The 23,905-nt window shown below is 50.0% G+C and carries 21 protein-coding genes; 17 read left to right on the top strand and 4 right to left on the bottom strand.

Translation table 11 applies throughout. The annotated features are described in order from the left end of the window. Positions 1-84: 84 nt before the first annotated feature. From QQK89_RS28090 to QQK89_RS28045, 10 genes are all read left to right on the top strand, one after another. On the top strand, positions 85-588 hold the full coding sequence (locus QQK89_RS28090) for a DinB family protein (RefSeq protein ID WP_284242077.1): 504 nt from the start codon (positions 85-87) through the stop codon (positions 586-588). A gap of 128 nt (positions 589-716) precedes the next feature. Next, positions 717-1,877 carry a MalY/PatB family protein gene (locus tag QQK89_RS28085; RefSeq protein WP_284242076.1) on the top strand — a complete coding sequence of 387 codons (1,161 nt, stop codon included), beginning with the start codon at positions 717-719 and terminating at the stop codon, positions 1,875-1,877. A gap of 265 nt (positions 1,878-2,142) precedes the next feature. Next, the gene (locus QQK89_RS28080; protein ID WP_284242075.1) at positions 2,143-3,570 is read left to right on the top strand and encodes an ABC transporter substrate-binding protein; all 1,428 of its coding nucleotides are present in this window, start codon (positions 2,143-2,145) and stop codon (positions 3,568-3,570) included. Then, positions 3,567-4,472, top strand: coding sequence for a carbohydrate ABC transporter permease (locus tag QQK89_RS28075; RefSeq protein WP_284242074.1), 906 nt, complete (start codon positions 3,567-3,569; stop codon positions 4,470-4,472). The genes QQK89_RS28080 and QQK89_RS28075 overlap by 4 nt, the downstream gene beginning before the upstream one ends. Further along, a complete protein-coding gene (locus QQK89_RS28070; protein WP_284242073.1) occupies positions 4,469-5,302 on the top strand; it encodes a carbohydrate ABC transporter permease in 834 nt (277 codons plus the stop codon). Before QQK89_RS28075 ends, QQK89_RS28070 begins: the two co-directional genes overlap by 4 nt. A 110-nt stretch (positions 5,303-5,412) precedes the next feature. Further along, complete coding sequence (locus QQK89_RS28065; protein WP_284242072.1) at positions 5,413-6,429, top strand: LacI family DNA-binding transcriptional regulator; 1,017 nt, start codon at positions 5,413-5,415, stop codon at positions 6,427-6,429. Positions 6,430-6,500: 71 nt separating this feature from the next. After that, positions 6,501-7,538, top strand: a complete 1,038-nt coding sequence (locus QQK89_RS28060) for a zinc-dependent alcohol dehydrogenase family protein (protein ID WP_284242071.1) — start codon at positions 6,501-6,503, stop codon at positions 7,536-7,538. Then, positions 7,535-8,578: a Gfo/Idh/MocA family protein gene (locus tag QQK89_RS28055; RefSeq protein WP_284242070.1), complete on the top strand. Its 1,044-nt coding sequence runs from the start codon at positions 7,535-7,537 to the stop codon at positions 8,576-8,578. Before QQK89_RS28060 ends, QQK89_RS28055 begins: the two co-directional genes overlap by 4 nt. A gap of 23 nt (positions 8,579-8,601) precedes the next feature. Continuing rightward, on the top strand, positions 8,602-9,384 hold the full coding sequence (locus QQK89_RS28050; protein WP_284242069.1) for an HAD family hydrolase: 783 nt from the start codon (positions 8,602-8,604) through the stop codon (positions 9,382-9,384). A gap of 37 nt (positions 9,385-9,421) precedes the next feature. Further along, on the top strand, positions 9,422-11,389 hold the full coding sequence (locus QQK89_RS28045) for a glycoside hydrolase family 127 protein (protein WP_284242091.1): 1,968 nt from the start codon (positions 9,422-9,424) through the stop codon (positions 11,387-11,389). A gap of 42 nt (positions 11,390-11,431) precedes the next feature. Here the strand turns inward: QQK89_RS28045 and QQK89_RS28040 are convergent, their stop codons facing one another. Next, on the bottom strand, positions 11,432-12,304 hold the full coding sequence (locus tag QQK89_RS28040; protein ID WP_284242068.1) for a dihydrodipicolinate synthase family protein: 873 nt from the start codon (positions 12,302-12,304) through the stop codon (positions 11,432-11,434). 224 nt (positions 12,305-12,528) lie between these two features. On the opposite strand from QQK89_RS28040, the gene QQK89_RS28035 reads away from it, so the two are divergent. Next, positions 12,529-13,446 carry a nucleoside hydrolase gene (locus QQK89_RS28035; RefSeq protein WP_284242067.1) on the top strand — a complete coding sequence of 306 codons (918 nt, stop codon included), beginning with the start codon at positions 12,529-12,531 and terminating at the stop codon, positions 13,444-13,446. 67 nt (positions 13,447-13,513) lie between these two features. Further along, the gene (locus tag QQK89_RS28030; protein WP_284242066.1) at positions 13,514-14,410 is read left to right on the top strand and encodes an AraC family transcriptional regulator; all 897 of its coding nucleotides are present in this window, start codon (positions 13,514-13,516) and stop codon (positions 14,408-14,410) included. 1 nt (position 14,411) lies between these two features. On the opposite strand, the gene QQK89_RS28025 is transcribed toward QQK89_RS28030, so the two are convergent. After that, a complete protein-coding gene (locus QQK89_RS28025; RefSeq protein ID WP_284242065.1) occupies positions 14,412-15,194 on the bottom strand; it encodes a phytanoyl-CoA dioxygenase family protein in 783 nt (260 codons plus the stop codon). A 115-nt stretch (positions 15,195-15,309) separates the two neighbouring features. Beyond that, the gene (locus QQK89_RS28020; RefSeq protein ID WP_284242064.1) at positions 15,310-16,176 is read right to left on the bottom strand and encodes an AraC family transcriptional regulator; all 867 of its coding nucleotides are present in this window, start codon (positions 16,174-16,176) and stop codon (positions 15,310-15,312) included. A gap of 141 nt (positions 16,177-16,317) precedes the next feature. Here QQK89_RS28020 and QQK89_RS28015 point away from each other — a divergent pair, with 141 nt between their 5' ends. From QQK89_RS28015 to QQK89_RS27995, 5 genes are all read left to right on the top strand, one after another. Beyond that, positions 16,318-17,268 (top strand): aldo/keto reductase, encoded by a 951-nt coding sequence (locus QQK89_RS28015; protein ID WP_284242063.1) that lies wholly within the window; start codon positions 16,318-16,320, stop codon positions 17,266-17,268. Further along, positions 17,265-18,281, top strand: a complete 1,017-nt coding sequence (locus QQK89_RS28010) for a zinc-binding alcohol dehydrogenase family protein (protein WP_284242062.1) — start codon at positions 17,265-17,267, stop codon at positions 18,279-18,281. Before QQK89_RS28015 ends, QQK89_RS28010 begins: the two co-directional genes overlap by 4 nt. A gap of 18 nt (positions 18,282-18,299) precedes the next feature. Next, entirely contained in the window at positions 18,300-19,133 is an 834-nt protein-coding gene (locus tag QQK89_RS28005; RefSeq protein WP_284242061.1) for an amidohydrolase family protein, read from the top strand. A gap of 14 nt (positions 19,134-19,147) precedes the next feature. Beyond that, on the top strand, positions 19,148-21,526 hold the full coding sequence (locus QQK89_RS28000; protein ID WP_284242060.1) for a glycoside hydrolase family 95 protein: 2,379 nt from the start codon (positions 19,148-19,150) through the stop codon (positions 21,524-21,526). 89 nt (positions 21,527-21,615) lie between these two features. Then, the gene (locus QQK89_RS27995) at positions 21,616-22,788 is read left to right on the top strand and encodes a serine hydrolase domain-containing protein (protein WP_284242059.1); all 1,173 of its coding nucleotides are present in this window, start codon (positions 21,616-21,618) and stop codon (positions 22,786-22,788) included. Positions 22,789-22,835: 47 nt separating this feature from the next. Here the strand turns inward: QQK89_RS27995 and QQK89_RS27990 are convergent, their stop codons facing one another. Then, a complete protein-coding gene (locus tag QQK89_RS27990) occupies positions 22,836-23,903 on the bottom strand; it encodes a Gfo/Idh/MocA family protein (protein WP_284242058.1) in 1,068 nt (355 codons plus the stop codon). Positions 23,904-23,905 lie beyond the last annotated feature (2 nt).

Here is a 23,905-nt window from a genome sequence, read left to right as displayed (position 1 = left end):
GCCTTTTCTTATGGAGAAGGATAGTTGCAAGCCATCTCGAAATGTTGGTATAGCCACGTATTGGAATAATGGAGGTGTTGCGTCTTGATCAAGCTGTTTGAATATAACTGGCAAGTCCGCAAGGATTGGTTCGAATGGTGCGCTGCCGTGAGCCATGAAGAACTGATGAAACAACGTACCGGGGGGATCGGATATATCCTTCCGACGCTGTATCACATCGTAGCCGTAGAATATGGATGGATTTGCGGCGGCATCCTGCAGAACCCGATTGAAATCCCCGCCTTTGGGGAAATACCGAGTCTGAAGCAGATCGAGCAATTCTCCGAGCGTTGTCACAGCGAACTTGCTCCGTTTGTTTATGGCTGGAACGATAGCCTCGAAGACCGCATCATGATTGATATAACGGACGAGGGAGAAAGCGTGCCCCATCCATACGGCGAAGTGATGCGGCATGTGATCGCGCACGAGATCCATCACATCGGACAATTATCGGTCTGGTCTAGGGAAATCGGCAAAAAGCCGGTCACGGCGAATTTGATCGGCAGAGGTTTGTATGGCGTAACGAACGGGGATAGCCAGGGATTATGATGCTCTGGAAAAACATTGGGATTAGGCCAAGCTTACAAGCCCGCCAATTCCTGACTGGATGTCGCAATCTTGGAATGGTATTCTAGACATCAAGACATAAGTTGCGAACAGAAAAGGTGGCTTGCAAGATGAAGTTTGATTTTGACGAAAGAATTAGCAGGAGAAATACAAATAGCCAGAAATGGGATACTGCCCACGGTAAAGACGATGTTGTCCCGATGTGGGTTGCAGATATGGATTTTAAGGCAGCAGATCCGGTTATTCGGGCGATGGAGCACAAGCTTGCGCACGGCGTATTTGGTTATGCTTATATTCCTGACGCTTATTATGAAGCGGAGATGAACTGGTGGGAGAAGCGGCATCATTGTCCGATCGAGAAGGACTGGATAGTCTTCACGCCCGGCGTTATTCCGGCATTGGCCGTTGTGATTCAGGCTTTCACAAGCCCGGGCGATAAAGTATTGATCCAAGCTCCCGTATACAACGCATTTTACGGCGTCATATCGGCGAATGAGCGCGAGATCGTGGAGAACGAACTGGTGAGCCAAGACGGTATATACGGCATCGATTTTGAAGATTTCGAGAAGAAGGCAGAAGACGATCGGGTAAAGCTGTTTATCCTGTGCAACCCTCATAATCCGGTCGGAAGAGTATGGAGCAAGGAAGAGCTGGAACGGCTCGCGGAAATTTGCCGCAAACATAATGTCCTAGTCATTGCCGACGAAATCCATAGAGATTTGGTATTCGGGGGATCGACCTTTATTCCTTTCGCCGCGGTTGACGCAATGAATTCCATAACATGCACATCCCCAAGCAAAACGTTTAATATAGCCGGTCTAAAAACGGCAAATATCGTCACTGCTAATTCGGAATTGAAGGATAAAATCAAACACGCCCTTCACGTAAACGGACTGCATGATCCGAATAACTTCGGAGTTGAAGCGTTGATCGCAGCCTACAACGAGGGTGAAGAATGGCTGGATCAACTGCTGGTCTATTTGGAATCAAACCGGGATTATTTCCTTGCCTTTGTAGAGGAGAAACTTCCGAGACTGAAAGTTTCCGCGCCTGAAGCCACTTATTTGATGTGGGTAGATTGCCGCAGTCTTGGGATAAATTCCGAGGAGCTTGGACGCAGGCTTTACGAAGAAGCCGGTCTTCGGATTAACGAAGGCAACATGTACGGAAATGCCGGAGACGGATTCATCCGCGTCAATATCGGCTGTACTCGGGAAGTATTGACGGAAGGATTAGAGAGGTTGGAGAAAGCCCTCGGTCAGCTGAATTAAGTATCAAGCTTAAGCCGGTTCCTATGTGGAACCGGCTTTTTTATGTCTGCAATATGACGACATAACTGTTCACTTTATGTCTGAATATTAGAATTGACTTTTTGTTTGTAAAGATTTTATAATGGCCATGTAATCAACATTAACGATAATGTTAACGTAAATGGAGGTGATTATTTCCTTTTAATAGCAAAAACCGACATCATGACTTGCAACTTTGGTTGAAGAACAATTCGAAACTTTTAACCAAATTTAGGGAGGTAAGTCTATGAGAAAGAGAAAAACGGCAAGTTTAGCCTCGGTATCATTGTTAGCGCTTTCAGTGTTGATGGCGGGATGTAGCGGCAACGGCGGAAACACGCCGGGAAAAGAAACATCCGGGAATACGGGAAGCAACGCAGCAAGCAGCTCGCCCGAGAACGAACCGGTGAAGCATGATCCGGTTACCTTGAAGTATACGTTCTGGGGAAGTCCCAACGAGAAGAAGGTACAGGAAGCGGCGATTAAATCTTTTACGGAGAAATATCCTTGGATCAAAGTGAATACGCTTCATATTCCGGATTCCTATACGACCAAGCTAACGACAATGGCTTCATCCAATCAGATGCCGGACATCGGTTTGCTTAACGGGGATGTTGCCCTAGATTGGGCGGCTCAGGGAAGAATCTATAACATTATGGATTTCCTTGCGGATGATCCGGATGTCAGCGTCAATGATATTTTGCCTAATACGATGTATTACTGGGATGAAGGAAAGCTGGCCGGCGTAAATGGGGCGCTTGAAGCTTTTGCTTTGTTCTATAACAAAGACGCCTTTACGGAAGCCGGACTGCCGCTCCCTCCAACGAAAGCGGATGAGGCTTATACGTGGGATCAATTCGTAGAGACCGCGCAAAAGCTGACATTGGATCAAAAAGGAAGAAATGCGCTGGATCCTGATTTTGATCCAAAGGCGATTAAGCAATTCGGGGTTACAATGCCGCTGTGGGCATATATGAACGGAGTGGTGTCAAACGGCGGTAACTTTGTGAATGACGACGGTACGCAGTTTAAGTTGTCAGATCCGGAAGCGGCCGATGCCATTCAGAAATGGGCCGATTTGATTAACAAATACCATGTATCGCCATCGCCAACGCAGTCGAAAAATATTCCTTCCGGCGCCAACGCGTTATCTTCCCGAAAGGTAGCCATGACGCTTGACGGACAATGGAGTCTAGTTGATCTAGGCGCGGCGAAAAAGCTGAACTTCGGCATTGGCGCGGTTCCGGTCATGAAAAATAAAGCAACGATGACCTTAGGCGAACCAATCGTGATCTTCAAGGATACCAAGCATCCACAGGAAGCATGGATGTTGTACAAATGGATGATGAATCCGGAGAATACGCTGGAATTGCAAACGAGCGGACTTTGGATGCCGGTTCTGAAGAAATGGTACGAAAGCGAGGACTTGGTTGCGAAATGGGCAGCAGGAAATCCGGCGCATCCAGACGGCTATCAGGATGCGGTGATGAGAAACGCATTTGACAACGGCTTCCCGAATACTTCGTATTACGTGAAAAACTTGTCCAAGATTAACAGTATTGTCGACCCGGCTCTGGAGCAAGTGTGGCTTGGCAAGACAACGGCCCAGGAAGCGCTTGACAAGATTAAGCCGCAAGTCGAGAAAGAATTGAAAGGGGTCTATACGGAGAGATGATAACCGGGAGGAAATTATGGAATAAAGAGGCCCGGGCCGGGGTTTTGTTTGCATCACCCGTAATAGCCGGATTTCTATTTTTCGTCCTGGGGCCAATGATCGCCAGCTTGCTATTCAGCATGTCGGAATATAACGTAATCACACCTTTGAAGTTTATCGGTTTTGCCAATTATTCGAACTTGTTCGACGGTACGGATCCCTTATTCTATAAGTCGCTTGGGGTTACCGCCTATTATGTCATTCTTAGCGTGCCGCTGCAGATCTTGCTTGCTTTTTTTGTAGCGCTATTGCTGAACCATCCGATCAAAGCAAAGGCCTTTTTCCGGACGGTCTTTTATATGCCGACCATTGTTCCCGCGGTTGCTTCGTCGATGATCTGGCTGTGGCTGTTTGATCCGGATCTAGGACTTCTCAACCAACTGCTCAAAGTGTTCGGCATACCCGGATTGCAATGGATCTATTCCGAGAATCTCGCGGTTCCTTCCCTTGTCCTAATGAGTTTATGGACGATTGGCGGCACGATGGTTATTTTCCTTGCCGGACTTCAGGGCATCCCTAAACATCTGTACGAATCGGTGGAAGTGGACGGCGGCGGAAGGTTTCACAAGCTGTTTTTTATTACGGTACCGCTTATGACGCCAACGATCTTTTTCAATCTGGTCATGGGATTTATCGGGAGTTTTCAGGTGTTTGGGCAAGCCTACATCATGACGCAAGGCGGACCGAATAACGCGACCTTATTCTACTCTTATTATTTGTACCGCGAAGCGTTCGAGTTCTCCAGCATGGGGAGTGCCTCCGCCATTGCTTGGGTCATGTTCCTGATCATTCTAGCATTAACGATGATGGTATTTAAGACATCCGCTATATGGGTGTACAGCGAAGGTGAGGGGAAACGATGAACAGAGGCCGAGTATTATCCAAGTCGCTTATTTATGTGCTGCTCGCCTTGGGAACCTGCTTATGTTTGTTTCCATTCTACTGGCTGCTGCGCAGCTCCGTCATGGACCAGTCTGATATTTTCGTCATCCCGCCTATATGGATCCCTCATGATTGGCTGATTAGCAACTACAAGGAAGCGATGACGATTCTTCCGTTTAGCCGGTATTTCCTGAACACGTTAATCATTGTTGTACTCGAGGTAACCGGCGTTGTGCTGTCGAGTTCGATTTGCGCGTATTCCTTTGCCAGACTTCGGTGGCCGGGACGGAATTTCGTGTTTATGGTCATCCTGACCAGCATGATGCTTCCCGGCGCGGTTACGTTGATTCCCCAATATGTCGGATGGGCGAAGCTGGGAGCGACGAATACCTTTATCCCGCTGACGCTGCCGGCTTGGTTTGGCGGAGGAGCATTTAACGTCTTTCTGCTAAGGCAGTTTTTTATGACGATTCCAAAAGAGCTGGATGAAGCTGCATTGGTTGACGGAGCAGGGTTCTTCCGAATTTATAGCCGGATTATGTTACCGCTTCTTGTGCCTGCCTTGGTCGTTGTTGGACTATTCTCCTTCTTAAACGGCTGGAATGATTTCATGGGACCTCTTATTTATTTGAGCGATGAGAAGCTATATACCCTTGCGCTTGGACTCCAAACGTTCAAGGGAATGTATAATGCGCAATGGCATTTGATGATGGCGGCCACAACCGTCGTGTTATTGCCGGCGATGCTCGTTTTTTTCCTCGGACAGAAGTATTTTGTTGAAGGTATTGTAATGACGGGCTTGAAAGGTTAATTCTAGCAACGGTTCTCCTCTAAGTCATTGACTCCAAAAATTTCTAGTGCTAATCTATTTAACACATCAGAGAGTCTAGCAAAGACATTATAGTAGCTGGGGGAGAAAGCATGGAAGGCAGGAAAGTCACACTGAAGGACTTGGCAGTCAAAGCCGGACTTTCAGTCAATACCATCTCAAGAGCCTTGAAGGACAAAGAGGATATCTCCGCAACCACCCGGCAAATGATCAAGGATTTGGCGAAGGAAATGGGTTACGTCGGCAACGCGCTTGCCGGTTCGCTCCGCTCCGGACTGACCCGCACGATTGCGGTCATCGTCAGCGACGTCGCCAACCCGCATTTCGGCATTATGGTGAAGGAAATCGAGAAGTCGGCACGCAAGCATCATTACACGATTTTTGTCATTAATACGGAAGACGATTACGAGATGGAAGAACGGGCGATCTACACGGCTATCGGGAAAAACGTAGACGCGATCATCATTTGTCCGTCCCAGCGGGGAGCGGATAATATCCGGTTCTTGCAGCGAAACGGCGTGCCGTTTGTCCTAATCGGCAGAAGATTCACGGATGAACCGGAATTCGATTATGTCATCTGCGATGACGAGAAGGGCGGTTTCCTCGCGACCAAACATCTGCTCGACAGCGGACATAAGCGAGTGTTGTTCTTAAACGGTCCCAACCGGATATCCAGCGCGAAGGAGCGGCTTGAAGGCTACAGACGGGCTCATGAAGAAGCAGGGCTACAAGTAGACGGCGAGTTGATCGTTGAAGTTGGTGCAACGGCGGGGGATACGAGGGCTGTCATGAAACAGCTGATCGAGAACAAGGTACAGTTTACGGGCATTTTTGCTTTTAATGATGTGATCGCCTGGGAAGCGGCTTATGTATTAAGCAAGTTTGGCTACAAAGTGCCGGATGATTACTCCGTGATTGGCTTTGACAATATCCAGTCGCGAATCTTTATTCCTTTCCAGCTGTCATCCGTAAGCAATTCCAAAGGCAAAATGTCCAAACGGGCGGTGGATATCGTCTTGCACAAAATCAACCATCCGCAGTCAAACCAAAGATTTAATGAAATTATCGATACGAAGCTGGTATTAAGGGAAAGCACAGGCACCTTATAAACAGCTTTGAAGCAGTCTTTTTTTGCCCTATAACATGAACGATAATGTTAACGATTAAGGAGATGGAGAAGATGAGTCAAGTAATCCATGTACCACAAACCATGAACATTCCGCTATTTGTAGGTCAAGGCAAAATCGAATACGGCGAAAAACCGGTACCCGTGCCGGGCAAAGGCCAGCTGCTTATGCAAGTGAAAGCAAACGCGCTTTGCGGTTCGGACCGGAGCCAATATTATGACGGAAGCACAACAGTTCCCGGGCATGAAGCCTCTGGTTACATTGTAGGCGCAGGCGAAGGCACAACTACGGCAATCGGAACGCCGGGCGTTGTGTTCCTGATGGATTTCTGCGGGGAATGCCGCAGCTGCAAGCTGGGGTTCACGAACCAATGTTTCCACAAACGGGCAGACTATGGCTTCTCCCATGACGGCGGCTATACGCCATATATCGTGATCAACGAAAATGTCTTTTTCGCGGTGGATCCATCCATTCCGCTCACGGAAGCGACAATGCTCCTTGATATTATGGGAACCGGCGGACACGCCATCAAGCGCGCCAAGCTGGTGCATCCGGATGTTCAATCCGTATTGGTAGCGGGTGCGGGTCCAATCGGACTTGGCGTATTAGCAATGGCGAAGCTGCTCCTTGGAGAAGAAACGCCGGTATTTATTATGGATTACGTGGATTATCGCTTGGAACTTGCCGAGCAGATGGGGGCCATTCCGGTACAGCTAGCTAATCAATCCGTGATGGACGTGATTCGTGAGAACGGTCTTGAAGGCGTTGACATTGCGATCGACACGAGCGGCAAAACATCCGGGCGCCGTACCTCGCTGGACTCGCTAAACCAACGCGGCGTTCTGGTGTGCGTAGGTCATGGCCAAGAGCTGAACCTCTCCATCTCGAATGACGTTATTGCGCCGGAGCGGGCCGTGCTCGGCAGCGAATATTTCCAATATAACGAGCTGGCAGAGAATCATGCCCTCATTCTTAAACATCTTCCTTATCTGCAGCAAATTATAACCCACCGGTTTGGCATGGACAAAATTCAAGAAGCCTATGAACTGTTCTTCGCAGGCAATACCGGAAAGGTGATCATTGAACAATGAGCGCAGACAACAAGGTGAAGGTGGCGTTAATCGGAGCTGGCGGGAACGTCGGCTCCCGCGGGAAATCCGAAGGATTTCAATCGGCAGGCAGCTGGGGATTGCAGCATGCCCGAATTTGGGAAGCAAGACCGGATGTAGATTTTTGCGCGATTGTAGGCAGAAATGCAGCCCGGACAGAGGAAAAAGCCGAGCTCTTCGGGACTAAAGCGTATACCCGGATTGCCGATATGCTTGAGCGGGAAACTCCTGACCTGGTTAGCATGTGTCTTCCCAATCAGGGACATTTCGAGGCAACGCTGGAAGTTATCCAAGCCGGCTTCCCATTGCTCGTAGAGAAGCCGCTCGTCTTTGATCTGAAGGAAGCGGACATTCTTCTGAATGAAGCCGCGAAGCGGAACGTATTTTTCGCAATCAACTTCAATCATCGGTTTGCGAAACCCGTTGAGCTTGCCCATGCGGCTATTCAAGGAGGAAAGCTTGGCGAGCTTTCCTTCGCTACCTGGAGATTCGGCGGAGAAGGAAGCAGCGATCATCCCCATGCCAATCTGATCGAGACCCAATGCCACGGCTTTGATATGCTGGAGCATTTATGCGGTCCGGTTGAATCGGTGATGGCGGAAATGACGGACAAAACAGGGGGCGGCTTCCGCACGTTGTCCATTGCTTTTCGGTTTGCTAGCGGAGCGGTAGGCAGTCTTGTGGGCAGCTACGAATCTTCTTATGCTTATCCGGATACGCACCGGGTTGAAATTAACGGTTCGCTTGGCCGCTGCGTCATCCAAGATACGGTCAAGAAATATACGTTCCACGCGGCGGGGAATGAGGTCGGAGAGAGCTGGGAAGCCGGTTACTTCAACGATGTCGACCGCGAATTTCACCGCACCTTCGATAAACACGCCGACGCGCTGCTCCAAGCCTTGCGTAACGGCGAAGCGCCTCCGGTACATGCGTCCGCAGGCTACAGGGCTTTGCTAATCGCGGAAGCTGCGATTCAATCCTATGAGCAAGGACGCAGAGTGAGCGTAGGCCAATTCTTGTAAAAGCAAGAGGAGGAGGATGCATAGTGATTAAGCTTTTTGTATCGGATATCGACGGCACATTGATGGACCGAAGCAAACAGATTCGCCAGGAGGATATCGATGCCATCCGTCTTGCAAATGAGCAAGGTGTTCATATCTGTCTCGCATCCGGAAGGATGTATGAAGAAATAAAGGTTGTTATGGATGTGCTGGGCGTCCCGTGTTATGCCATTTGCCAGAATGGCGCCACGATTGTAGACCAGAACGGAACGGTCATTCAAGCTAGCCGTTTTGACAGAGAGCTTGCGCTAAACGTCCATCGGTACGTTGCGCCGGCACCTCTGGTTACCGTTATTTGCGGTAGCGAAGGGAATTACGTTGCTGAGAATTCAGCTGATACCGAGCGCGTTGGCCAGCGATTCTTGACGCCGTTAATCGAGAATAGCGATATTCTGGATCAGATGGCAAACGGCATGCCGGTCACGAAGTTTTCCATCTATGGTGAAATCCCTCGCTTGGAACAAATGCTTGTTGAACTGGATCAGCGGTTTGCTGAGCGGATTACAGCTTCTTTCTCCGACCCTGACGGCATTGACGTGATGCCAGGGGGAGTGGATAAAGGCGCAGCCGTGGAATGCCTGATGCAACTATTGGGAGTTCGCAGGGGAGAAACGGCGTGCATAGGCGATTCGTTCAACGATTTGGCCATGTTCCGCATATGCTCGCGCAGCTTTGCCATGTCCCACTCTCATGGAACGGTACTTTCAACCGCTACGCATCAGGCGGATACGGTTAGTCAAGCGTTGCAAGATTTGCTTGTCGGCTGAATACAATTCGATTCATAAGGAGTGTTCGAGATTGTCAGTGAAAGCGACTCAAATGAATAAGCAAGCTTTAACTTATAAGCATCAAGTCGTCCGCAATGTACCGGTTCAATCCGTTACCATTCAGGATTCGTTCTGGGAACCTAAATTGAAAGTGCTGCGTGAAGTTTCCGCTTATGATATTTTGAACAAATTCGAAAATGACGGCGCGATGCGGAACTTTGATTTTGTTGCCGAAGGAGCAGCCGAGGGATTTCATTCCGGGGAACCTTGGTTTGACGGACTTATCTATGAAACGCTGCGCGGCATTTCCGATCTGCTAGCCACCTCTTACGACGAACAGCTGGATGAACGGGTGGACGGTATTATTGAACGGATCGTTCAGGCACAAGCGGCAGTAGGGGACGGCTATATCAACACCTATACGCTTCTAGACCGGCCTGGCCAGCGTTGGGGCGAAAACGGCGGATTTCTAAGATGGCAGCATGATGTATACAATGCAGGTTGTCTAGTAGAAGCAGGCGTACATCATTACAAAGCAACGGGCAAAACAGCGCTTCTGAAAGCGGCAGTCCAATTCGCTAACCATATGTGCGAGATAATGGGACCTTCGCCTAAACGGAATATCGTACCGGCTCATTCGCTTCCCGAAGAAGCTGTGCTGAAGCTATACCAGCTCGCCCTTGATGAACCGGAGCTTGGCTCGGTAATGAAGGTGCCGTTCAAGGCGACGGATTATTTGGAGCTCGTTACCTTCTGGATCCACAACCGGGGTAATCATGAAGGCAGATATTCGCATGGCGGCGAATATGCGCAGGACCATAAGTCTGTGCTCGAGCAGGATGAAGCGGTGGGGCATGCCGTTCGTGCTACGCTGTTATACGCCGGATTAACGGCATTGTATTTAAGTACGGGCGAAGAGCCTTACCTCAATACGGCGAAAAAGCTGTGGGACAATATTTCCTATCAGAAATCCCACATTACCGGCGGGGTTGGCGCGGTTCATCATGACGAGAAATTTGGCGCTAATTATGAACTGCCGGATAACGGCTATTTGGAAACTTGCGCCGGAGCCGGCATGGGCTTCTTCAGCTGGAATTTGTTCCTCGCTACCGGGGAGAGCCGCTATATCGATAAGCTCGAGACTATTCTATATAATATAGTTCTGGCAGGGCGTTCGATCGACGGCCATAAATATTTTTACGAGAATCCGCTGGTCAGCAAGGGAGGCCATAACCGTTGGGAGTGGCATACCTGCCCATGTTGTCCTCCGATGATTATTAAGATTTTGCCGGAACTTGCTTCCTATATCTACGCTTACGACAACAAGGGGGCTTTCGTCAATCTGTATATTGGAAGCGAAAGCGAAATGTTGATCGGAGATATCCCGGTAACGCTTAAGCAGCAAACCAACTATCCTTGGGCTGGCGCTGTTGGCCTAACGGTTACACCTGAGCAAGAGGCGTCATTCGAGATTCGTCTGCGCATTCCGGAATGGTGCGCGCAATATGAGCTGCAAGTGAATGAGCAAGCTGTCAGCTTTGAGCTGGTGAACGGCTATGCCGTAATTGATCGGGTATGGTCTCCGGGCGACCGGATTCATCTTGACCTGGATATGCCGGTACATCTGGTCGAAGTTCACCCGAACGTTACGACGCACTCGGACAAAGCGGCGATCCGCCGCGGACCGATGTTGTATTGCTTGGAGTCGGTTGATAACGAAAAGATCGTAAATGGTACGGTTCTGTACTCTCGTGACGCCTTGCGCGACGGCCATATGGACCGCAAGCTGCCGCTGCAGCCCGTGTTCGAGACGGAACATCGGGATCAATTTTTTGACGGAGCCGTTCTTGTTAAGACGAAAGATGCGGACGGCAACGACATGACGGCCGTACCGTATCCGTATTGGAATAACCGCTCCCGAGGCACGATGGTTCTCTGGCTGCAGCATGACCATCCTGTCCGCGATGACGGCTGGGACAATAAACTATATCGGATAATAGAATAGAAAAAATAGGCGCCTTGCCGTGTATGCAAGGCGCCTTTCTTATTATTGCAGAGCTGTGCGCACGGCATCAGCTTCTGCTGCTGTTAAAGAGGTAATAGGTTCGCGGTAACCGCCGGAGATGATGCCTCGAGCCGCCAAGCAGTGCCGGATCACTCTTACCCAGCCGATAGAACCAAGCAGCTCGAGCTTTGGCTGAATCGCCGTTAATTGGATATCCGCCTGTTCAAATTGCCCTGATTCAAGGAAATGAACGATCGTCTTCATCTCGCCTGGGAAGAGATTGCCGGCCACGCTAGTTAATCCGTTATATCCTTTGGCGAAATAGTCCAAGATCGTCGAATCAATCCCGGAGAACACTTGGAAATCTGCTCCAAGCTCCTTCTTTATTATACTGACAACTTCCGGATTGCCGGTTTCCTTCAGCGCCATAATCTGAGGATGCTTTTTTACGAGATTAAATAAGGTTTGAGGTTCCAGATTAAATCCAGTGCGAGTTGGATTATTGTAGAGCATCATGGGCAGCGGCGTAGCCGAGCAAATGGTTTCTACATACAAGGCGGCTTCGCGTTGGCTTGGACGGACATACGGCGGAAATCCTAGCATGATGGCGGTATGCCCGGCTTTGTCAGCTTCCGACGCTAGCCGTTCCGCATCGCGAGTCCGGATGGCGGCTACCCCGGCGTATAATGGCATCGTTGCCGGAGCAGCTTGTCTAACCGTTTGGTACAGCTGGATTCTCTCGTCCACGGACAAGGAATGCTGCTCGCCGGTTGAACCGCTAACGAGCAGAGCGGGAACTTCATGATCCCGATAGTATCGAACCATTTGCCCAATGCCTGCTTCATCGATCGTGTCGTCCGGACGGAACGGGGTAATCATGGCAACGCTATAAGTTTCGAATCGGAACGCTGTCATTCGAACGGTAACCTCCTTTATTTGCGGCAATTCGTTGTTGCTATACTAGCATATTGGCTGATCGATAGGAAGGATTGGAAGCGTTGATGAGGAAGTTTTCAATAGCTTATGTCTGAGAATTCGATGTTTGGTTCCGTAGGTTATTGACGCTGGGAATGAAACGACTTAAAGTGATCTCTGTAAGGGCTTACACTTAAGTGGTGAAGGATAGGGAGGAATAAGAAATGTTGTATCCGAAGCTGTCTGATTCATTTATTGTCCAAAGGTTAGCTCCGCCAACGGGGAAAATTTCAATGGTTCTTGATACAGATACGTTTAACGAAATCGATGATCAATTCGCGGTAGCGTATTCCTTGCTCTCGAATGAAAGAATGGAAGTGGAGGCGTTATACGCCGCGCCATTCTTCAACGAATTATCCAGCAGCCCAGGGGATGGCATGACGAAAAGCTATAACGAGATTCTAAAAATCCGCAAGCTCTTGAAGCGCGAAGACGTGCCGGCCTATCGCGGTTCCGAGCAGTATTTGCCAGGGGAGTCCTCACCGGTTGAGAGCGATGCGGTGGAAGACCTGATCGAGCGGGCAATGCGGCGCGAGGCGGACAACCCCCTGTATGTCGTTGCCATAGGCGCGATTACGAACATAGCCAGCGCCATACTTAAACAGCCAAACCTCATCGAAAAGATCGTCGTGGTCTGGTTAGGCGGCCATACGCTCGATTGGGGAGATACAAGAGAGTTTAATTTAGCCCAGGATTTGCACGCCTCCCGAGTGATTATGGACAGTGGCGTGCCGTTAGTGCTTATCCCTTGCATGGGCGTGGCTTCGAATCTGCGGACAACGTTGTCCGAAATTCGCGATTATGTCCGCCCGGAAGGGGAACTCGGGCAATATTTGTTCGAGACGTACCGCGATTGCGCGGATGATCATTATGCCTATTCCCGCGTGATCTGGGATATCTCAACCATTGCCTGGCTCAATAATGCGAATTGGGGGCCGTCACAGCTAATACCAAGCCCTCGGATTTCTGATGATTTCCGTTGGAGTATAGATCCGTCCAGGCATCTTATTCGTTATGTTCGGTATATGGACAGGGATGCGGTGTTTAAGGATTTGTTCTTGAGAATCAAGCAATTCCGGTAATTCCTACTAGGAAGGAATAGGCGCCTTGCACACTGCAAAGCGCCTATCGAACGTATGGGGGATCGCGATGACTAACGTGCTTAAGATCGATCAATATTTGGAGAGCAATCAATTTCTATTTCATATCGAGCCTTATCGGCTTGGAGACGGAACCCATATTCCGCTGCATCGCCATGAATTCGTAGAGCTTGTATTTATAAGCCAAGGAGCGGGGCTTCACGAGTATGGGGGCCATACGTTTCCGATTGCAGCCGGAGACGCGTTTATTATTGAGCCTGGAATGGATCATGCGTACACGATTGACCACCGGGAAGGCATGGAGGTGGTGAACGTCTTATTCGTACCGTCATTGCTCGAGCGGGAACTCGCCGCGCTCGCCGGCGTTACTTCTTTTATCGACTTTTATTACATGGAGCCGTTCTTGCGCGCCGAAGTTTCCTTCCAAGCGAAGTTAACCTTATCGCCCGGGCAAATGCTTGATATTCGCGGGTTATTGGAACAGCTTATGAAGGAATACAGGCAGAAGGAGAGCGGGTATCAGTTTCTGATCAAATCCAAGCTGATCGAATTGTTTATCGTGCTGAGCCGCATGTATGTGAGCACCCGGAATCACTCCTTGCCCTCTTTGCACAATGATGAGGAGATTATTCTTCAGATCTGCGAGTTTATTAAACGCCATCAGTCGCATCCTTTGTCGCTGGAACAAATCAGCCAGATGGCGGGCATGAGCCAAAGCAAGTTTACGCTGTTGTTCCGGCAAGTGACCGGGCAATCCTTCGTGGAATACCGCAATATGCAGCGGATTCAGCTAGCCAAGCAATTGCTCGCCGCAACCAATGATAAGATTGCCCGGATTGCCTTGGAAACCGGGTACGATGATCTAAGCCACTTCAATCATGTATTTAAGAAAGTAACGGGAGAGACGCCTAGTCAATTCAGAAAACAAAGGAAGTCCAATTCGTAGCTTAAGCCAGTCGAGGGAATAATCCTCCGGCAATCACTTGACCTTTTAGAAAACCGCTTCCGTCCGTACATAAATGATTAGCTCCATTAAAAGTCGTGCCGTCCGGCATGTAGATAATAGCAAGCGCCCGGCGCGGCTTGTCGGTGTTGTTGGCATGGGCGTAATGGAAAGTAAGGCCGTCATGGAAAGTACAGCTGCCGGCTTTCATCCGCACAACGGCTGCCGTATTGCGGTCAACCTCTTTGGCACCGTCGTCCGCAAAGATATCTTTCGGATCTACAAGGTCGATCGTTTTCAAGTTTTTGATCTTCTGAGATTTCGGCACCATCATCATGCAGCCGTTATTCTCGTCCACGTCATCCAGCGCAATCCAAATGGATAAAGCGCCTGATTCATTCATTGGCCAATACGGAAAATCTTGATGCCATGGGGTAGCTTTGGAATCCTGAGGCATCTTGAGCAGGGCATGATCGTGGAATAGCCGAATGCCATTGGCGCCCGTTAACTGCCTGGCAGCTTCCGCAAAACGGCGGGACAATACAAAACGCGCCATTCCGCCATGATCCCGCCATGTATTAACCCGTTGATTCAATACTCTGTAATATAAATCCCCCGAAGCGGCCGTTTGAGTGGATCTCCCGTCCTGCACCATCATCGTCTCGTCCAGGTAGCTTCGAAGTTCCTCCAGTTCTTCCTCCGATAACATATTATCGATCTGTACAAAGCCGTTCTCCCGGTAATATTGCACTTGCTCATCCGTAATGGTTTTGAGGTTGTCTAACATGCGGATCACCCTTTCGGTTCGTGTGAATTCCTCTCTATCATATAGGCCGGCAAGCTTCTATTCTTGGTGAATTAACCAAAAAAACAGGGGGAAACCGCCAAGCGGTTGGCGCGGGTTATCGGCAGCTTCGCTTGTATTCCACGGGAGTCATGCCCGTAATCAACTTGAACTTTTTATAAAAGTAAGATTCGCTTTCAAAGCCGCATTCCAAGCAGATGGAGCCGATCGTTTCATTCGTCAGCATTAGCTTTTCTTTAGCCAGCATTATTTTTTTGATCAGCAAATATTCGCTCACGTTCATGCCCGTGTGCCGTTTGAATACCCTCGAGAAATGGGCGGAGGTGACAGATGCTCTTGCAGACAAATCTGTTAAGCTCATCTCCCGCGCACCGACATTCGACTCGATATAATCGAGAATGGCGCGGATCCAGGCAGGTTCCACGCTGCTGCCGCTGCTCGAATGTTCAAGCTCCGGGACAGCCATTCGGTTCAACGCGATCAGCCAATCGTATAACCGGACGGCAATAGCGGCCCGATAGTTAGGAAGTCGGTTATTCCATTCCTCTTGCATGAGGTCTATGGTGCGGGAGAAATAAGCTTGTTCTTCTAACGTCGTGTCTAGCTTATAGTTTTTCGATTTCCTTGCCTGTTCGAAGCAACGAAGCAAAGATTGGGAATCACCGAACTCTAGCGGCTGAATGAGCCGCGGGGCGAAGAAAATCGCGCTTGAGGTGATCGGCGACAGCTCATCGGGAAACGCGCGGTGAACGGTATTGCCGGGAATAAGAAATATGTCGCCCGGTTTCATCTCGTAAAAGCCGTGGTTGATGAAAAAAGTACCTTTGCCGGAATAAACCCAAACCATTTCATACCAGTCATGCAGATGATCGGGAAGCTCGCTTTCGGGAGATTTCGTATCTTTATAGACCAGACTGAACGGAAATAGGGCGGAATCCTCGAATCGTTTATGTATGGTTTGCAAGGCTGTAACCTCCTGCATGGGATCTTTACCTCTAACAATAGCAAAACAGAGCATGAAATAACAGAATTAGAGCGTTTTCATGTGTAATTATGATGAGCTAAAATGAGGATATATAAATTTGCAATCAGGAGTGAGGACACATTGAAATATAGAGCATTAGGCAACACGGGAATGGATGTATCCGTCCTTAGCTTTGGAGCCTCGTCGCTAGGTGCCGTATTCCGACCGACGGATGATAGGGAGAGCATCCGGACGGTACACGCAGCTTTGGATGCAGGCATTAATTTCATTGATGTTTCTCCCTATTACGGCCTTACAAAAGCAGAGACCGTACTTGGCAAGGCTATTAAGCAGGTCCCGCGGGATCAATTCTATCTATCGACGAAGGCTGGGAGATACGGTCCGGATGCGTTTGATTTCCGTCGCAGCACGATTATGGCTAGCGTAGAAGAAAGCCTTCAGCGCCTGCACACGGATTATCTGGATATCTTATTCCTGCATGACGCGGAATTTGTAGAACCTGCAATCCTCTATGAGGAAGCGATCCCTGCCTTGCGGCAATTAAAGCGGGAAGGAAAGATCCGAAATACGGGGATTTGCGGCCTGCCGCTTGGTTTGTTTGAAGCGTTTCTTCCGCAAGCTGAGTTCGATGCTATCATCTCGTATTGCCATTATTCCTTAAACGATACGACCCTTGAGAGAATCCTGCCCTTGCTGGAAGAGAAGAGAACCGGGCTTGTGAATGCCTCTCCGTTGTCCATGGGACTCCTCGGAACACGCGGCACACCGGATTGGCATCCGGCAAGCGAGCGGTTGAAAGCTGTTTGCAAGCAGGCTGCCGAGCATTGCGAGGCTCAAGGGGAGAATATTGCAAAGCTTGCGGTGCAATTCTCGACCCGGAACGAACAAATACCAACAACTTTGGTTAGTACGGCCAATCCTTCCAATATCGTTAACAACGCCAAGTGGGTGGATGAAAAGATTGACGAGGAGTTGCTGGAGGAAGTCCGGGCAATTCTTGAGCCTGTACGGGATGAGACATGGGATAGCGGCATTCCATTATATAACAGGCAACGGGAGGACTTGGCATGAAGGGGATCGTGTGCGAGCAAATCGGGCATTTCAGCTATGCGGAACTGGAAGAACCTGTTTTTACCGAAGGCGAAGCAATTGTACGCATAAGCAGAGTTGGCATTTGCGGGACCGACCTCCATGCTTATAAGGGCAATCAGCCTTTTTTCCAATATCCGCGTATTCTGGGGCATGAGCTGTCCGGAATAATTGAACAAATCGGAGCTAACGAAGAAGGCCTTCAGCCAGGCGATCAAGTCAGCGTTATCCCTTATTTGCATTGCGGAGATTGCGTGGCTTGCCTAGCGGGCAAGACAAACTGCTGCACGGCGATGAAGGTACTAGGCGTTCATGCGAACGGGGGCATGCAAGAGAAGATTTCCGTACCCGTTACCCATTTGCTGAATGCGAACGGATTAACGCCGGAGCAGGCGGCGGTTGTTGAACCGTTCAGTATTGGCGCACACGCGATCCGGCGGTCGGGATTACAAAAAGGCGACACGGTGCTTGTGATCGGGGGAGGTCCAATTGGGCTTGGAATTATGGCGCTTGCGAAACAGAAAGGCGCAATCGTGATTGCCATGGATGTCCAAAGCGAACGTCTGGCGTTCTGCACGAGCTTCGTGAAAGCGGATTACGCCGTTAACGCATTGGAGAATCCATTGGCTGAGCTGGAAGCCATAACAAACGGCCAATATCCAATTATCGTATTTGATGCGACCGGCAATGCCAATTCGATGTCCGCTGCGGTCCGTTACACGGCCCATGGAGGAACCCTAGTATATGTAGGGTTGGTAAAAGGCGATCTATCCTTCGACGACTCGGAGTTTCACAAACGGGAGCTGACGATTATGGGAAGCCGCAATGCCACCAAAGCGGATTGTCGGCAGGTGGTAGATTTTGTACGTGCCGGAGGGATAGACGTCGACCGTTATATTACGCATCAGGTACCGTTTAGCGAAATGATCGAGCATTTCGACTCGTGGCTGGATCCGGCGAACAAGGTGATCAAAGCTATGATCCGGTTGCCGTAGGGAAGGGAGAAGCACGCGATGCGAATCGATGCCCATCAGCATTTCTGGAAGTATAATGAGCAGGATTATGACTGGATGTCCGATCGGCATAAGGCAATACAGGTTGATTACATGCCGGAGCAGCTAAAGCCATTGCTGGAAAAGGCCGGATTCGACGGTTCTATTGCGGTTCAGGCGAGACAATCGCTTCAGGAAACGGAATGGCTGCTGGATCTCGCGGTTCAGCATCCTGAGATCAAGGGGGTAATCGGCTGGGTAGATTTATGTTCCCCGGAGATTGGCATTCAGTTAGAGAAGGTTGGCAATCATCCTCTGCTTAAGGGAGTCCGGCATGTTGTCCATGATGAACCGGATGAACGCTTCATCTTAAGAGACAGCTTTATGAATGGCATTGCTGCCCTTGAACAATACGGTTTAACCTATGATCTTCTGCTATTCCCCAAACATTTGCCTTATGCGGCCAGGCTCGCCGAGAAGTTCCCTAACCAGCCGTTTGTGCTTGACCATTTGGCGAAACCGGATATCGCAAATGGCCGATTTCATCCATGGGAGCAGGATTTGGCAGCGCTTGCGGCGTATTCGAATGTGTACTGCAAATTATCGGGCATGGTGACGGAGGCGAATTGGGGGAACTGGAAGCAAGAAGATTTTACCGCATATTTGGATACAGTATTCCGGTGCTTCGGAACGGACAGGTTGATGATTGGTTCCGATTGGCCGGTTTGCACGTTAAGCGGTTCTTATGAACAGACGATAAATATAGTGAAAAGCTACTTGCAACAATTCGATAAAGAGGAACAAGCACTTGTGCTTGGAGAAAACTGCGCGCGATTGTACGGAATAAGGGAGTAAAGGAGCAATTATAGATGAAGCTGCAATATAATCGTCCATCAAGCAAGTGGACGGATGCATTACCAACGGGAAACGGCCGCCTGGGCGCGATGATGTTCGGCGGAACGGAAACGGAACGGATTCAGTTAAACGAAGACACGTTATGGTCCGGCGGGCCTCGCAACGGCGATAATGAACATGCGGCTACCGTGCTTCCGGAAGTTAGAAGATTGATCGGGGAAGGGCAATATGCGGCAGCCGATTTGTTATGCAAACAGATGATGGGGCCGTATACGCAATCCTATTTGCCGATGGCGGATCTATACGTGAAGTTTCTGCACGGGAACACGATGAAAAATTACCGGAGGGCGCTTCATCTCGAAGATGCCACCTCAACGGTAGAATACCAGATTGGCAACGTGATTTACACAAGACGGTTGTTTGTCTCCTATCCGGACCAAGTTGCCGTGCTTCGTCTTGAAGCAAGCGCTCCGGGCAAGCTGCATTTCCTGGCGCGTCTCGAAAGTCCGCTGCGATATGAGACCGCTTTCGAAGAGAATTGTCTCGTTCTTAGAGGCGATGCGCCGGAGCAGGTTGATCCAAGTTATTACGAGACGGACATGCCGCTCCGTTACGGCAAGCCAGGCAGTGCAAACGCGATGCGGTTTGATGGCCGGCTAACCGCACAGCTTGAAGGCGGACAAGCTACTTATGGCCATGACGGTTTGCGCGTGGAAGGCGCAACGGCGGTGACGCTTATTTTTAGCGCGGCTACAAGCTTTAACGGTTACGACCGCTTGCCCGGAACGGAAGGCAAGGATGAATCGGCGGAAGCTGCCGGATATCTTGAGAATGCCGGGAAGTTCTCTTATGAGGCTTTGCTTCAAAGACATACGGAGGACTATCAGGTATTATTCAAACGAGTCGAATTAAGCCTTGGGGAATCGGCTGTTCCGCCTGAGTACCCGACAGATGCGCGGATTCGGGATTTTGGAGCCAATGATCCGGGTCTAGTAGAACTGCTCTATCATTATGGCCGCTATTTAATGATCGCCAGCTCGCGTCCAGGGACGCAACCGGCCAATCTGCAAGGGATTTGGAACGAGGAGACCCGAGCTCCGTGGAGCAGCAACTGGACGCTTAATATCAACGCCGAAATGAACTATTGGCCGGCAGAAACTTGTAATCTTGCGGATTGTCATACGCCATTGCTCGATTTCATTGAGGGCTTGTCCCGTAACGGTCACAAGACGGCAGAGACGAATTATGGCGCAGCAGGCTGGACCGCGCATCATAACAGCGACATTTGGCGTCATTCCTCGCCGGTTGGCGATTATGGGCACGGCGATCCGATCTGGGTGATCTGGCCGATGGGCGGCGTATGGCTATGCCAGCATTTATGGGAGCATTACGCTTTTGGTTTGGATAAGAAGTATCTACGGGAGAAGGCGTACCCGATTATGAAAGGCGCGGCTTTATTTTGTCTGGATTGGCTGCATGAAGATAAAGAAGGTTATCTGATTACTTCTCCCTCGACCTCCCCGGAGCATAAATTTAAGACACCGGAGGGTGGTCTAGCTGGAGTTAGTGCGGCATCCACAATGGATCTATCGCTCATCTGGGATCTATTTACGAATCTGATTGAGGCGTCCACGATCCTTGAGATCGATGAGCCGTTCAGGGAAGGTTTACTTGACGTGCGAAGCCGTCTGCATCCTTTGCAAATTGCGGCTAACGGAAGACTGCAGGAATGGTCCCGCGATTTCGAAGACGAAGACCAGCATCACCGGCATGTATCCCATTTGTTCGGCGTATATCCGGGCCGCCAATTCTCGTGGCAAGATACGCCGGAGCTTATGGAAGCAGCTGAGCGCTCGCTCGAAATTCGCGGAGACGGTGGCACCGGTTGGAGTCTGGGATGGAAGGTTGGATTATGGGCGAGATTCGGGAACGGTAACCGCGCATGGGGGCTGATCGCCAATTTGTTGACGCTCGTAGACGCAGGCGAGACAAATTATCATCAGGGTGGCGGCGTATATGCGAATTTGTTTGATGCCCACCCGCCATTCCAGATTGACGGCAACTTTGCGGCGACTTCTGGTATCGCAGAGCTATTGCTGCAATCCCATCAGAACGTTATTCATCTGCTTCCGGCGCTTCCCGATGCTTGGCCGTCCGGCCATGTGAAAGGGTTGCGGGCTAGAGGCAATTATGAGGTATCGATTCAATGGGAAGAAGGCAAGGTGCTAAACTCCACAATTGTTGCCGGAGCAGGCGGATTGTGCAAAGTACGCGCTAATGCCCCGTTATCCGTTGAGTCGGAAGACGGCGAGGTTATAGCGGAACAAAATCAAGATGGCACAATAGCGTTTGAGACGGTTCCGGGCGGCCGATACCGATTGTTTCGCGCTTAATTGCAGAAGGTAATCTTTTGCAGGCAGCGAATAGAATTACCGAACTTATCCATTTTGACGTTATTATTAAGAGAAGGGGAATATCCAACATGCTAGATCAGACAGCCATCAGCCAGATTAAAGCGACGATTAGAAAAAGCGTAGTTAACAACGAAGTGGCCGGCGCGAATTTCATGGTCATTAAAAATGGCGAAGAAGTTTTTTATCATGAAGACGGTTTAGCCGACCGTGAATCGGGCCGCCGGATATCCCGGGATACGATCTTCCGCCTGTACTCCATGACCAAACCGGTTACGGCAACCGCCGTTATGATCCTGGTGGAACGCGGCGAGATCGATTTGTTTGATTCCGTAAGCCAATACCTACCCGGCTTCAAGAATCAGAAGTTTGAACGGGACGGGGAATTGGTTCCGGTGGAGCGGGAGATGAATATTCATGATCTGCTCGACATGACATGCGGCTTGGTATACGGAGGTAGCCATGCGGCCGGACAAGCAACGGAAGCTTTGTTTAGAGAAATTGGCGCGCGGTTGTTAGGGGACGAACCGCTAGGAACGGTAGACGCGATGAATAGGCTAGGCGAAGGCCCGCTTGCTTTCCAGCCGGGAACCTCCTGGGCTTACGGCACGTCGGCCGATGTGCTTGGCGCAGTCGTCGAAGTCGTTAGCGGCATGCGCTTTGGCGAATTTCTTCAGAAGGAAATGTTTGGACCACTCGGCATGTTGGATACCGGGTTCTGGCTTCCGGAAGAAAAGAGAGCGCGTCTTGTTAACTCGTATGCCACTGAAACAGACGGGATGAGCCTCTTCACCGGCAACCATCTGGGCATTATTCATCAAATGGACCGTAACCCGGCGTTTGAGTCGGGCGGCGCGGGACTTGTATCCACCATTGATGACGCGGCTAAATTTACGACCATGCTGCTAAACAAAGGCAGCCTGAACGGCGTTCAAATCTTGCGTCCCAGAACAGTTGAATATTTGACGTCCGGAACGCTAAATGCCCGTCAGCAGCTTGCATTTGAGAATTGGCATACGTTAGCCGGCCATAGCTACGGCAATCTAATGCGCGTTATGGTCGATACAACAACCGCCGGCATATTGGCTAGCCCGGGCGAATACGGCTGGGATGGCTGGCTTGGCGTCTATTTCGCAAACTTCCCGGCTGAGGATCTAACGATTCTGGTTATGATTCAGAAGAAGGATGCAGGTACCATTCCGCTTACGCGCAAGCTGCGAAACATTGTGCTTAGCACGTTGTAAATAGGGAAACGCTGCTGCGCATCAGGCGCAGCAGCGTTTTTTTTATTCTAAATGTCCGGGTAATTCCGAGTCATATAGGCAATATAAGATTCCGCAAAGATAAGGTCCTGAATCGCTTCTTTGGCCGTACAAGGCGCATCTCGCTCACCGCGGACGGCAGCGAGGAAGTTGCGGGCTTGGTTGCGCATGGCGGAAAGGTTTGGCAGGATCGGCTCATACGTAATGGCTTCTTCAGCGGAGGCGTTATCTTTCTTGATCGTTACCTTGCCCGCCCGTTGCCGTGCTAGCGGAGCAGGCAAATCTATGCGGATATAACCTTGACGAAAGCCGACCACGATCTGTTCTTCCCATTCATGGGAGGTATGATAAGGCGCCATTTCAAGAGTAATCGTAACTCCGCTGTCGCTCTCGCCGTTCAGAAGGATTCCGCGGCGGTCACCAAAGGTAAGACGGTAATTCTCGCCGAGCAGATGACGGAACATATTCACTTGATGAATATAATAATTGACGAAGTTGTCCAGCATATCCGTCATCTTGCCCGTATATCCATCCGGGCCTTGCTCTAGTCTAAGCGGGGGATACGGCTCATTGCTGCTCAGCGGTTGATCGGCGCCGCTAACCCAATCGCCCGGCGGCATTGTAATCCTTATATATTGCAAGTCGCCGAAATGGCCGCTTTCTTTCCATTGTTCTATAATCCGCTTCGCATATTCGACGGCAGGATCGGACCGCTTATGGTAGCCGACCATATGCAATACGCCATTTTGTTCGCCGATTTGCACCATCTTGGTTCCTTCCCGTACCGTGAGACAAAGGGGTTTCTCCGTTAGTACCGGAATGCCGGCCCGCAAAATATCCGGGATCATATTCGGATGGTTACGGAATGGCTGCGGTGCGACAATCGCATCCACTTTGGATTGCTCCAGTAAAGCTAGATGGCTATCGTATAATTCAGGCACGCCATAACGGCTGGCAACCAGTTGAGCCATCTCCCGCCGAGGTTCCGCGATAGCTACAACCTCGCATTCCTCTTTCAGGACAGCATAATTAGACAGATGCGCCATTTGTCCCATGCCGCCTACGCCCGCAAAACCAATGCGCAGTTTTTTGTTCATGT

Origin of the sequence: Paenibacillus glycanilyticus, from assembly GCF_030161375.1 — a bacterium.
Classification (GTDB): Bacteria; Bacillota; Bacilli; order Paenibacillales; family Paenibacillaceae; genus Pristimantibacillus; species Pristimantibacillus glycanilyticus_B.
Note: the sequence above shows the minus strand (reverse complement) of the source record. Positions and strands in the feature narration are given on the sequence as shown.